Origin of the sequence: Streptomyces sp. WP-1 (assembly GCF_030450125.1) — a bacterium.
In the GTDB taxonomy this organism is placed as follows: Bacteria; Actinomycetota; Actinomycetes; order Streptomycetales; family Streptomycetaceae; genus Streptomyces; species Streptomyces incarnatus.
Map to the genome: position 1 here is coordinate 96,080 of NZ_CP123923.1, position 12,583 is coordinate 108,662.

At 72.2% G+C, this 12,583-nt stretch carries 9 protein-coding genes; 4 read left to right on the forward strand and 5 right to left on the reverse strand.

Going from position 1 to position 12,583, the window contains the following annotated elements; genetic code table 11:
- Positions 1-178: 178 nt before the first annotated feature.
- Positions 179-1,801: a helix-turn-helix transcriptional regulator gene (locus tag QHG49_RS00430; RefSeq protein ID WP_301486681.1), complete on the reverse strand. Its 1,623-nt coding sequence runs from the start codon at positions 1,799-1,801 to the stop codon at positions 179-181.
- 279 nt (positions 1,802-2,080) lie between these two features.
- On the opposite strand from QHG49_RS00430, the gene QHG49_RS00435 reads away from it, so the two are divergent.
- From QHG49_RS00435 to QHG49_RS00450, 4 genes are all read left to right on the forward strand, one after another.
- Positions 2,081-2,449 (forward strand): hypothetical protein, encoded by a 369-nt coding sequence (locus QHG49_RS00435; RefSeq protein WP_159697564.1) that lies wholly within the window; start codon positions 2,081-2,083, stop codon positions 2,447-2,449.
- Positions 2,450-2,768: 319 nt separating this feature from the next.
- Positions 2,769-3,521: a hypothetical protein gene (locus tag QHG49_RS00440; protein WP_301486683.1), complete on the forward strand. Its 753-nt coding sequence runs from the start codon at positions 2,769-2,771 to the stop codon at positions 3,519-3,521.
- Positions 3,522-3,706: 185 nt separating this feature from the next.
- Positions 3,707-4,327 (forward strand): sigma-70 family RNA polymerase sigma factor, encoded by a 621-nt coding sequence (locus QHG49_RS00445; protein ID WP_159697566.1) that lies wholly within the window; start codon positions 3,707-3,709, stop codon positions 4,325-4,327.
- A 246-nt stretch (positions 4,328-4,573) separates the two neighbouring features.
- Positions 4,574-7,798: a BTAD domain-containing putative transcriptional regulator gene (locus QHG49_RS00450; protein WP_301486686.1), complete on the forward strand. Its 3,225-nt coding sequence runs from the start codon at positions 4,574-4,576 to the stop codon at positions 7,796-7,798.
- 116 nt (positions 7,799-7,914) lie between these two features.
- On the opposite strand, the gene QHG49_RS00455 is transcribed toward QHG49_RS00450, so the two are convergent.
- The 4 genes from QHG49_RS00455 to QHG49_RS00470 all read right to left on the reverse strand — a co-directional run bounded on the left by QHG49_RS00455 (position 7,915) and on the right by QHG49_RS00470 (position 12,363).
- The gene (locus QHG49_RS00455; RefSeq protein WP_301486688.1) at positions 7,915-9,033 is read right to left on the reverse strand and encodes a hypothetical protein; all 1,119 of its coding nucleotides are present in this window, start codon (positions 9,031-9,033) and stop codon (positions 7,915-7,917) included.
- 259 nt (positions 9,034-9,292) lie between these two features.
- The gene (locus tag QHG49_RS00460; RefSeq protein ID WP_301486690.1) at positions 9,293-10,342 is read right to left on the reverse strand and encodes a methyltransferase; all 1,050 of its coding nucleotides are present in this window, start codon (positions 10,340-10,342) and stop codon (positions 9,293-9,295) included.
- 170 nt (positions 10,343-10,512) lie between these two features.
- The gene (locus QHG49_RS00465) at positions 10,513-11,235 is read right to left on the reverse strand and encodes a hypothetical protein (RefSeq protein ID WP_301486692.1); all 723 of its coding nucleotides are present in this window, start codon (positions 11,233-11,235) and stop codon (positions 10,513-10,515) included.
- Positions 11,236-11,313: 78 nt separating this feature from the next.
- A complete protein-coding gene (locus QHG49_RS00470) occupies positions 11,314-12,363 on the reverse strand; it encodes a zinc-binding alcohol dehydrogenase family protein (RefSeq protein WP_301486694.1) in 1,050 nt (349 codons plus the stop codon).
- Positions 12,364-12,583 lie beyond the last annotated feature (220 nt).

The following is a 12,583-nucleotide window of genomic DNA, read 5'->3' on the forward strand; positions in this document are numbered from 1 at the left end:
GCCAGGTTCCGCCCGGACGGCCGGCTGGCGCCCAGCTTCGGGAACACCGTGCAAGTGCCCGCGATGAGCGTGTTGACGCCGATCGCCCAGAGAATCCGCAGCTGCCGATGGGTGTCGGGCCGGTGCTTATTCGCGGAGAGCAGTGTTCCTGGGACGCTGTCGCTGTCGGGGGCGTTCGTTATCGGCGGGCGCTGGCGCTGATGTGGTGGGCGAGGCTGACCCACCACACGGACAGGCGCCGGGCGGGTGCGGCCCGGTCCCGTTCCTGTTCGATGAGGCGCGTGAGCAGAGGAAGTTCGCCGGCCATCGCGAAGCAGTAGACCAGTCGCTTGACCACGGTGTACTGGTCGGCCGCGGCGATCGTCGCGGTGTGGTGGTCGAAGAGAGCGCGCCAGTAGCTTTCGGGGCTGCGGCCGCCGACATGGCTCAGTGCGTGGACGGCGGCCAGCGCGACGCCTGCCGGCACTCCCCGTTCCAGGGTGAGGTTCGCGACGGTGTCGCGCTGCTCGGGGCCTGCGAGGACGCGTAGCGCGTGCAGCAGCGGTATGGCGCGGTGCTCTGCGCGCGCCGTGGCGGACCGGCGTAGTTCGGCGGCGAGCGCGGCGGCCACCGCGGGGCCGAACGGGCTGGCCCGCAGCAGCATCGCCGTGTACAGGCGGACGTCAGCCACCGGGTGGTGGAGAAGGTTGTCCAGGAGGCCGCTGAGGACCGTGGCGGTCTGCGGGGGCACTTCGGCGGTGAGCCGCGAGAGGATGCGGCTGACGCCGACCGAGGCCGAGGCGGGATCCGTCAGCGAGCCGTGCAGCACGATCGCCCGGACGGTGTCGTTCTGGTGGGTGACCGTGCGCAGGAGCCGTGCGCAGTGGGCGGGTGTGAGCGGGAGCTCGTGCAGAAGGACGGCGGCGGCCTCGACGGCGGCCGGGGACAGTTCCGGTCCCGGACCGCTCGTCAGGATCGCGTCGGCCACGTCCACCAGGGTGCGTGTCTGCCCGGCGTCGAAGTGACGCCTGCGGCTTTTGCGGGCGCAGGCCAGCAGGGCTCCGTACCTGCTGTCCTGGGTCGTCGGGTGCGTGAGCTGTCGCAGTACCGCGCGTCCGGCGTCCGGGTGCGGGCTGCCGTCCAGCGCGCACACCGCTTCGATCAGGCCGACGTGTCCGGGCTGCTCGGCCGCGCCGGAGCAGACGGCTGTCACCTCCGGGCCCCACCGCGGATCGGCCATCAGTCTTCCCAGCGATTCGAAACGCCGCATCCACGAGGTGCCGTCCGACACCAGTGTCTCCTCCAGCAGCCGCCGGGCGACGGCGCTGCGGACCCGTCCCGGTGTCACGTGTGCCGGCCCGTGTACGGCGGTGCGGCTGAGGCTGTCCCAGTCGTCGCCGGTGAGTACGCCGCCGTCCAGCGCCCGGTCCAGGAGCGACTCGAAACGGATGCCCGGTACGCCGGACACCGGTGGGCCGCTTCCTCCCCGCAGGAAGACCGCCGCGGTGGCACCGCCCTCGTGGCGTGCGACGGTCTGGATCGCGGCGAGCAGGGAGTACGGGGGCAGGCCGAGGACCTCCTCGTACCGTCTGACGGCTTCCTGTGTCACAGGGACGCGGCCGGTTTCCCAGCGGGACAGCGAGCTGGGGCTCCTTCCCGCCGCGCCCTGATAGCCGTCGTGGAAGGCGCGGGCGAATGCGGGCAGGGATCGCAGGGACGTACGGGCGGAGCACAGCCGGTGGGCACGCAGCAGCCAGCCCGCGCACACCTGCCACGGCATGTACCGGATGGCCGCCGGGCCGGCCAAGGCGTTGCCCTTCACACGGCCCCCTCTGCACACCGGCCGATCCGCTCTGCCGCGTTTGCCCGTTCACCCCACCCTGAAGCACTTTGTCCCTCGCTACGAGCCGATTTTCGGACGAGGGGCGCCACATACTGCGCGGCGGCGCGCTATACCACACGGCGCCCGGGCACGGCAGCGCGTGTGCACGGGCGACGGGCCCGTGCACACTCGGGCCCGGGCGGCCGCACCGCGGTCTACAAAAGACGGCACCGGGCGGCACCACCGGTGGCAAGCCCGGCCGAACCGAAGGGAATCGTCATGTCTGAAGACACATCCGTTCCGTCGGCAGCCGTCCCCGGGGCCCGCCGCCCCGCCCGCCGCGTGCGCCGACTGCTGGTGGCGGCCGCCCTGCTGGCGGGCGCCGTAGTGCCCGGCGTGGTGGGAGCGGGCACCGCCTCGGCGTCGGGTCTCTACGACTGCGGCTCCGGCATCGACGCCGGCAGCGGCAACACCTGGGGATGGGGAGCCTGTTCGGGCAGCGGGACGTTCAGTCTCCGCCTGAACTGCACCTACGGACAGAACAAGACCTCCGCGCCGATCATCGTCAACGGCGGCCGGACACGCACCGATGTCGAGTGCCCGCTGGGCACCACCATCCGCAACACTCAGATCAACATCCTCAACTGATCCCCGCCTGCTGAACGTCCGGTCGACCCGCAGCAGCGCGTCGTCCTGGAAACCGCGGCTGCCGCCCAGCGGAGTGGAGTCCACCCGGTGGAGCCCACCGGGTGGACTCCACTGCTCCTCCTTCTTCTTCTTCGCAGCCATCGGCCTCGGCTTCCGGGGGTGCTTCCAGACCGGCTGCCCCCGGGAGCTCATCGGGCCCGGGTCCGGGCTCCTGGTCCTCGTCGAGCGCGGCGGCCGTCTCCGCGCGGGCCGCACGGGCGCGTGCGAGTGCGGCGACGGGGTCGGGGCGTTCTTCCGGGATGCTCGCACAACTCCTCCAGTGGTCCGGCCCGGCGTGTGCCGGGTGCCGGGCTGCCGGGTGCCCGGCTGCCGGGCCGTCGCCAGGGCGGGCAGTAGCCGGGGCATGGGCGACGGCGCGCTCCCACGTGCCGTCCTGGAGCCGGGCGGCCAGCCGGGCGGCGGCTTCGAACATCCGGCGGGTCTGCTCCACCGTGTCGACACCGGTCTCCAACTCCAGGAGGCGGCGGCCGTCCTTCGGGCCGGAGCGGAACGGCTGCGAGTCGGGGGCGGCCTCCAGACGGCGGGCACGGAGACGGCGTACGGCCGGGAGCCCGATCGCTCCGTACACCGCGCGGCACGCATCCGGGCCGCCAGAGCGGCCGGCGACGAGGCGTGCCCGCTCGTACAGGGGCGCGGTGCGGTTCGGATCCAGCGGCGGTCGCCCCAGTGCGTCGCGGACGACCCTCCTCGTGAGGTGGCCGTCGGCGTCGTCGAGGCAGGAGAGGCCGAGGAGTTGATCCTCGCCGGTCTCCGGGGGACGCGCCGAGATTCAAGCCTCGGGCATGCTGCCAGGCACGAGGTCGACCGGGGCCTCGACGACGCCGTCAACGAGGCCGACGCCCTCTCCCACGTCGGCGGACCAAGCTCGCCATGGGAGACCCCGGGGGCACCCGCGAGGCGTGGGGGACGGCCCTGGCCATCTGCGAGGCACTGGACCCGCACGCGGCCGCACGTGTCGCCGTTCCTGCAAGGCCTCTCCGTCTCGCGGGTCCGGCCGGGCGGCGAGGGCTGAACAGGCGGCTCGCGCGGGGGTGTTCCCGTCCCCCTTTCCGGCGCTTTCGCGGTGCTTTCCCGGCCGGGCGAGCGGGGAAGGCGGGCGTTAAGAGCCTGGTAAGCGCCCTCTCCGATGGTGGGTCTCGTTCAGTTTTCAACGAGCACAGGTGTCCGGCCTCACCACCGGCACGCATCGGGGACAGCATGAGACTCAGTACGGGCAACCGGGGGACGGCGCCGGGCCGGCCGATCGAGGCCGGGCAGGAACGCGGCGCGGGGAACGGGGACAGAGCTGGCCGGAAGAGGGAAGAGCAACGGCAAGGCGACGAGGCGTTCATCCGCGCCGTCTACGACAAGCACGGCGTCCACCTCCTGAGGTTCGCGACCGGGCTCCTCCTCGGGGACTCCCACCAGGCGCAGGACGTGGTGCAGGAGGCCGTCCTGCGCGCATGGCGGCACGCGGCTCGGCTCGACCCGGAGGCGGAGGGCGTACGGCCCTGGCTCGTCACCGTGATCCGCAACCTCGTCATCGACGGCCACCGGGCCCGGCAGACCCGCCCCCCGGAGACCGGGGACGCCGCGCTGAACGACCTGCCCGGCCCGGAGCACGTGGAGCGCTCCCTCAGCAAGAAGATCGTGCGCGAGGCACTCGGGGACCTGTCGCTCCAGCACCGGGAGATACTCGTCCACGTCCACTACCTCGACCGGCCCGTCGCGCAGACGGCGCAGCTCCTCGGCATCCCCTCGGGCACGGTGAAGTCCCGCACCCACCTGGCCCTGAAGTCGCTGCGCGAAGCACTGGCCAAGCGGGGACACACCGCCTGAACACGCCACCGGGAGGGCATGGCGCGCGCCGTCGCGCCGTCGGACGGAGGGAGGAGGTCCGGGCCCAGCGCCGGGAGGGACAAGTGGGCCCGGACCGGCCGGGAAGGGACACCTTTCCGGCCGCAGCTGTCATACGACCGCGGTGCGCCTGTGGTTCACCGGACCGGCCCCGTAGACGTGCCGCCTCTCCCCGCCCGGAACTACTCCCGTTCGGGCAGGTGGCGAGGGCACGGCACAATGACCTCCATGCAGTTCCGCTTGCTCGGCCGTCTGGAGCTGGACAGCCGCGAAGGCGCGGTCCTCCTGCCCGGCGCCCTCTCCCGCGCGATCGTCGGCCGGCTCCTCCTCGCCGAGGGCGCCACCGTACGACGCGACACCCTCATCGACGAGTTGTGGCAGGACCGGGAGGCGAAGGACCCGGTCAACGCCCTCCAGGTCCAGGTGGCCAAGACCCGCGCCGTCCTGGCCGCGCACGGTGAGGAGGGCCGGCTGCTGTTCGGGCACGGCGGCTACCGGCTGCAGCTGGAACCGGACGACGAGAGGGACGTCGCTCTCTTCGACTCGGCGGTGGCGCGCGGCCGGGCCCAACTCGCCGCGGGGCGGCACCTGGAGGCCCTGCACGCCTTCCGGCAGGGCGTGTCCCTGTGGCGCGGGTCCGCGCTGGAGGACCTGGAGGGGCCGGCTTTCGACGCGGAGCGGGCCCGCCTGGAGGAACTGCGGCTGAGCGCCCTGGAGGACAGCGCGTCGGCCGCACTCGAACTCGGCCGGGCCGAGGAACTCGTCCCGGAACTGAAGGCTCTGGTGTCCCGCTCACCGTTGCGCGAGGGGCTGCGGGGCCGCCTCATGCTGGCCCTCTACCGTGCCGGACGCGTCGCCGAAGCCCTGGAGGCGTACGAGGAGGGGCGGCGGTTCCTCAAGGCCGAGATCGGTACCGTGCCCTCCGTCGAACTGCGCTCCCTGCACGCCTCGATGGTGCGCCAGGACGCCTCCCTGAGTCCGGTTGCCGGACCTTCCCGCACCCCTGCGGGGCCCGCCCCCTCCTCTGCCGGACCCGGTGCCTTCGCCGGACCCGCCCGCGCCCCTGCCGAAGGCACCCGCGCCGCGAGTCCCCGCGCCGCCGGGGCACCCTCCGCCGAGCCGCTGCCCGCGGGCAACCTCAGCCCCTCCCTCGGGCCGTTCGTCGGTCGGCACCGCGAGCTGGACGACCTGTGTGCCGCGGTCGTACGCGAGCGGCTGGTGACCGTGCTCGGGCCCGGAGGGGTCGGAAAGACGCGGCTGTCCCTGGAGGCCTGCGCCCGGCTCCAGCCGTCCTGCGACGGCGTCTGGTGGGTCGAACTGGCCTCGGCGGACGCCACCGACGTCATCGCGGCGGTCGCCGTCGCCCTGGGCCTGTCCGACGCCTCCGTCCGTCCCGACCAGCCCCCGCACGACACCACGCACCGCCTCGTGTCGTTCCTCACCGGCCGCGAGGTGATCCTCGTGCTCGACAACTGTGAGCACGTGCTGGAGCCCGTGGCCTCGCTGGTGGCGGCCCTCCTTGGACGCTGCCCCGCCCTGACCGTGCTGACCACCAGCAGGGAGCCGCTCGGCATCCACGGCGAGGCCGTCCACACCCTGGCACCGCTGCCCGACGACGAGGCGGCCGACCTGTTCAGCGCGCGCGCCGTCATGATCGACCCGTCCTTCGGACGGGAAGGCTCCGCACGGCAGGACATCCGCTCCCTGTGCCGCCGGCTCGACGGTCTGCCGCTGGCCGTCGAACTGGCCGCGGCCCATGTCCGGGTCCTGTCGGTCCAGGAGATCGAGGCGCGTCTCGACAACCGCTTCGCCCTGCTGGTCAAGGGCGAACGGACCGCCCCGGCCCGGCACCGCACCCTGCGCGCCGTCCTCGACTGGAGCTACGCGCTGCTCGAGCCGGCCGAACAGAAGCTGCTGACCGAACTCTCCCTCTACGCCGGCGGCTGCTGTGTGGAGGTGGCCGAGTCGGCGGCCCGGCTCGCCGGCGAGGACAGCTCCGAAATCCTGCACGTGCTCGCGCAATTGGTCGACAAGTCCCTCCTCGTTCCGGCCCCCGGCGCGCACGGGACGCGGCTGCGGATGCTGGAGACCGTCCGCGAGTACGCGGGTGCGCGGCTCCGTGAGGAGGGCACGGCGGACGAGGCCGAGGAGCGTTTCACGCGGTGGGCCGTCCATTTCGTGGCCGAGGGCACCCGCGACCTCGCCTCCGGGGACCAGGCCCGGTGGGCCGCACGGCTCACCGAGGAGTCCGCCAACATCAAGGCCGCCTCCGACCTGCTGAAGGCCCGCTCACGAACCGTCACCTGCCTGCTGCTGGAGGCCCGGCTCGGCTACTACTGGTTCATCAGCGGCCGCGAGGAAGAGGGCATCGACCGCCTCCGGCGCGGTCTGCGTGCCTACGACGCGGCACTCGCGGAGCGGACGACGGCCTCCGGTGAGCCGTCCCCGGTTCCCACGCAGGAAGAGGAGTGGGCACTCTTCTACACCATCGCCTGGCTCGCCTGGCTCAACCACGTCGCCGGCCGGCACGAGGAGGCCGGCTCCTTCATCGAGCGGCACGAAGCTGCCTGGCACCACGCGAGCAACCCCGCCCTCGCCGTCGTCGGACCGTGCTACGACACCCTGCACGCGATGCTCAACGGGTACGACGACGTCACCGAACGCTTCGCCCGCGCCGAGTCCGTCGTCCGGCACACCGACTTCCACTGGGAACGGGCCGTCCTCCAGACCAACTGGTCGACCTACTGCCTCCAGCACGGCGACGTCGACGGCGCCCGGCGGCACGGACTGATCGCGGTCTCGGCGTCCCGCGCCGGCAACGACGACTTCGCGCGCGCCTTCTCGCTCATGCTCTGCGGCGACGCCGACGAGAGCGACGGCCTGCGCGAACGCGCCCGCGACCAGTGGGCCGAGGCCGCGCGCGTCCTGCGGCCCATCGGGGCCCGCGCCCGGTACGCGTACGTGGTGCTCAGGATCGTCTTCCTGGACCTGTCCGAGGGAGCCCTCGCCGAGGCCGAGCGGCGGCTGGTGGAGGCGGTGCGGATCGCGCAGGAGCTGAGCGCGGACGACCTCCTGGCGGCCACGGCCGGCCTGCGCGGGTTCCTCGCGCTGCACGGCCGCGACTTCGGCGACGCGGAAACGATCTTCCGGGACGTCTGGGATTCCCCGGCCGCGCCGCTGGACCGCCGGGCGGTGGCCGCCGCCGGTCTCGCGGCCGTCGCGCTGTGCGGCTTCCCGGACCCTCGAAAGGCCCGCGAAACCTCCGCGTTGTGGACAGGCCGAGCCCGGGAGGCCCACGGCCGGGTGCTCGAACCCCTCGCCCGTCGCGCCATCGGCGTCCTGCTGGAGCGGCTCGACGCCGGCCGGTCGGCCGCCGGTGCCGCCGCCGTCGACGTGAGCACGGTCCACGCCTGGTTCGCCGCCACGCCCTCCGTACTGGCGTGCTTCTGCTGAGGCAGCCCACGGGAACGCGCGACCGGTGGGCGCCGCGTGTGCGAGTGGCCCCCCGCACACGGCTGTGCGGGGGCCCACTGGTCAACCGGGGGAAGCCCCCCCCGGAGCGAAGAGGATCAGCCGGAGAAGCGGACCGACCTGATGGGGCCGATGTCCAGCGAGTCCAGGTCGGCGACATTGCTGTCGATCACCTTCGACTTGCCGGTGCAGTTGTCACCCGACCACACCTTCGCGGTACCGGAGATGGAGACCGAGCCACCGAACCGTACGGCCTGGCAGCCGGGACCGCCCAGACCCTGGGCCGGCTCACCGAAGTTCGGCGCGTCGAAGAAGGTCGCGTTCGCCGCGGCCGAGGCGCTCGGGCTCGGGCTGCCGGCCGAGTCGCCGGAGGTGAAGCCGATGGACCTGACCGGGCCGATGCCCAGCGCCTTCAGGTCCTTGACGTTCTTGTCGATACGCGCGGACTTGCCGGTGCAGTTGTCACCGGACCACACCTTCGCGAAACCGGTGATGGAGACCGAACCGTCGAACCGGACGGGCTTGCAGCCGGGGCCGACGATGCCCTCGGCCGGCTCGGCGAAGTCGGCCGAGTCGAAGAAGGTGGCGCTGGTGGCCGCCGGAGTGGTGCCGGGGCCGGACGGCAGCGGCGGGAGAGCCCCCTTGCCGTCGCCCTTCCGGCCCGCGCGCTGCCCGTCGGGGGTCGCACCGAACCAAGTGCCCTGGCGTCCCTGCCCGTTGGTGTCACCGGCCTTCGTGTCCATGCTGAAGAGGTAGACCGGGCTGCCGCCGATGGTCACCTGGAAGCCGCCGTCCCGCCGGATGAACCCGACGTTCTCCTTCTTGACGCCGTCCAGGAAGACCCGGCCGCCCGGAGCCACCAGGTACGGCGGCCACATGGTGGCGCAGTCGCCGGAGCAGTTCGACTTGGACGGGTCGGTCGAGTCCTTGTCGAATCGGTAGAGGACGAATCCCGCGCCGTTGATCGTCACCGGATTCAGGTCGCCGGCCTTTCCGGCGGACAGCTGGACCCACTTGCGCAGGATCGGCTTCGGATTCCTCGTCACAACGCTCGGCACCGCGCCGGCCGCGGTGTCGCCCTGGGTCAGGTCGGCATTGTTCTGCTTGGCCGTACCGGACAGAAACCGGAATGCGCTCGTGTCGACCGCAGCCGCGTCGCTCTTGGTCTCGCCGCCGCCACCGCCATTGCAGGCGGAAAGCAGCAGTGCACCGGTCACGGCGGCAACGGCAGCCATGGTGCGCGTACGGAACATCTCGTACCCCTTGGTAATCGGAACATGGAACAACCTCAGCCCCACACCGTCGCGGTGGGACGCTGACACTCGGATTACGGGGATTCATCGGAAGCGGTTCGCCGGACAATGCGTCGAGACAGTTCTGTGACAATTCGCTTTCCGGTGTGCGGACATGCCTCCGCCCTGCCCCCGCGACGGGTGCGGGGGCAGGGCGGACGGACCGGGGCGGGCGGCGCTTTCGTCAGACCGCTTCCAGTTCGATGAGTGAGTAGAGCGACCGGGTGGGACGGATGTCCGTACGCTTCCAGCCGGTGGCGCCGAAGAGGGCGTCGAACTCGCCCAGGTCGCGTTCCTGTCCGCTGGAGACGGCCAACATGTTCATGTCCAGCACGGCGGCCGGGTCGGGTCCGCCGGTCTCCCCGACCAGGGCCTCGATCACCAGCATGCGGGCGCCCGGCCGTGCCGCCTCGCGGCAGTTGGCGAGGATGGTCCGGCACTGCTCGTCCGCCCAGTCGTGCAGGACCCACTTCAGCAGGTAGTAGTCGGCTTCCGGCACGCCTTCGAAGAAGTCCCCGGCAACCGGCGTGAAGCGGTCGGACACACCGGCCCTGGCCGCCGCCTGCTCGGCGCCGCCCACCACGTGCGGCAGGTCGAACACCTGACCCTCAAGACGCGGGTGCGCCCGCATCAGCGCGATGACCAGGGCGCCGTCCGCGCCACCGAGGTCCACGACCCGCTCGGCACCGGCCAGGTCCAGCAGCGCGACCGTGTCCTCCACGACCAGACCGGTCATGTTGGACATGGCCTTGGAGAACAGCGCGGCCTCGGCGGGATTCTTGCCGAAGTAGTCGAACAGGCTCTCACCGAGGGCGAGTTCGCTGCCGTTGCCACCCACCCTGACGGCCTCGGGGAAGACCCCCCAGCTCTGCCAGTGGCCGGGGGCGCCCTGGGCGAGAGCCGCCTCGCGGAGCGAACCCGGCACGCCCTCGCGCAGCACCTCGCCGAGCGGCGTGAGCGTGAAGCGGCCCTCTCCCTCATGGGCCAGCAGCCCGAGCGAGGCACAGGCACGCATCAGACGGTAGGTGGTCGCGGGGTCACTCCTCTCCCGCCGCGCGACGTCGTCCGCCGTACGGTCCCCGGCCGCGAGGTGGTCCGCGATCCGCAGATGCGCGGCGGCCCGCACCGTCTGCGCGACCCAGTGCCCCGTGAGCATCTGAAAGACGGTGTCGATATGGCGGACCGCCTGCTCCTCGGCGGGAGAGGGCTGGGCGAGGTTTCCTGTGAGCGGCATGTCGATTCCTTCGTATGAGGGGAAAAACTCGGTCGTGGATGGTTACGGACGGCGCATGCCGGTGGTTCACCGTGCTCGACGCCGTTTCACGCCTGGCTACGGCGGCTGCCGCACCCCGGTTCACCGCGGCCCGGTACGCCGGGGCCCGCGCACCGCGGGTGGACCGGCCTTCACGCGGGCCCGTGCGGCTGTGCGGGCGGTCCGCTCCACGCGCGGGCGGCGAGGCGGGCATGGGCGGGAAGCCACTGTTCGTGGTAGACGCGGGTCATGCCGGCGGGGAACGCGGAGAGGATGACCTGCCGTCGGGACGGCGGCAGCGTCTCGCACAGCCAGGGCAGGACGAAGGCGAGGGTGTCCCCGGCTGCCTGAACGGCCAGGACCGAGGCCTCGACCCGCAGCCGGTCGGCAGGCGTGAGGGACCGTGCCGCCAGGGGGAGGAACTCGCGCTCCTCCCAGAAGGCGGTCGCCGTCGCCTCCTCGTGGAAACGGATGAAGGGCAGCTGCGCCGAGCTGGACGGCCGGCCGGTGTCGAGGACGTGGGTCAGGAACATGCCGGCGTCGGCGCGCGACGCGGCCAGCAGGGCGTGCCGTGTGGCCAGCGCGGAGAGCGCGGATTCGGCCTCGGGGTCCGTCGCGGCCGGCAGCGCCCGGAAGGTCGCCTCCAAGGCCTGGTGGTGTGCGGTCATGACCGTGGTGAGGGTGTTCCACCAGTCCAGCAGGGCCTGCGCGCGGTCGTACGGGACCCGCGTGGCGGAGGCGAGCAGCCACCGGTACCGGGCCAGGTCGCGCAGGTACCGCTGGTTCATCAGCGGGGTGAGGACCACGCCGGCGTCCTCGACGTCCGGCGTGGTCCAGGAGGATGCCGCGTCGGGGCGATCCACGGGGTTGGCCATCTGGGCTCCTTGTTCGGTGAGCCCAGTGCACCTGTCGCCGCTGTCCCGGCCCTTTCCGCGCGCTGTCCCGGTGGTGGCTCAGAACCCGGTGAGCGTGGTCTTGCCGACCGTCTTCCCGGACTCCTGGAGCTGGTGCGCCCGGCGCAGGTTCGCGGCATTGACCGGACCGAGGTCCCGGGTGGCGGTCGTGGTGAGGTGGCCCGCGTCGACCAGGCGGGCCACCTGGGCCAGGATGTGGTGCTGTGCGGCCTGGTCGGGTGTGCCGAACATCGAGCGGGTGAACATGAACTCCCAGTGGAACGAGATGCTCTTCGGCTTGAGGAGACCGACGGGCAGGCTCTCGAAGTCGTCGACGGCCACGATGTGCCCGAACGGCCTGAGCGCCTCGGCGTAGGCCTCCAGGTTGCGGTCGGTGCCGGCGGTGCTGAAGACGTGCTCCAGGCCGTCGGGCGCCACCTCCGACAGCTGGGGCAGCAGCGGCTGGTGGTGGTCGACCACGTGCCGGGCGCCCATCCTGCGGGCGAAGTCGGCCGTCTCGGGGCGGGAGGCGGTGCCGATGACCGTGAGACTGGTGAGCGCCCGCGCCAGTTGCGTCACCATGGCGCCCACGCCGCCCGCCGCCGCGGTGACGAGCAGGCTGCCCGTCCGCTCCATGGGGCGCTCCCGCAGGTTCAGCCGCTCGAAGAGGCCCTCCCAGGCGGTGAGCGAGGTCAGCGGCAGCGCCGCCGCCTCGGTGAAGCTGAGGGTGGCCGGCTTGTGGGCGACGAGACGCTCGTCGACGGCGTGGTATGCGCAGTTCGCGCCGGGCCGGTCGAGAGCGCCCGCGTAGTAGACCTCGTCGCCGGGGGAGAACAGCTCGACCTCGTCGCCCACGGCCGCGACGGTGCCGGCCGCGTCCCAGCCCAACACCTTCGCCTCACCGCCCGGGTCGGTGCTCTGCCGCACCTTGTGATCCACCGGGTTGAGGGCGATCGCCTCGACCTTCACCAGCAGATCGCGCGGCCCGGGTTCCGGCACGTCCAGTACGACGTCGAGCAGGCTCTCCGGATCATCGGCCTGCAAAGGAGTGCGGTACGCCACCGCGGGCATCGTCTTCGGAATCCGCGTAGGTGACTTGGTCCGGCTCATGAAAAAGGTCCTTATCGCTTGTACGGTCCTCGGCCGCGTCGCGCGGCCGAACGAACAGACACCGGCAACACCTTCCCGGTGCCCGTGCGGGGCGAACGCACCGCGCTCGCGCCCGGTTCTCGGCTCCTTTCCGTCCATGGCGTGAACCCGGCCGTGTTTCACGCCGTAACCATCTGTCGGCGAAGGACGTCCGCGTGTCCGCGGACGCGGACCACAGCGC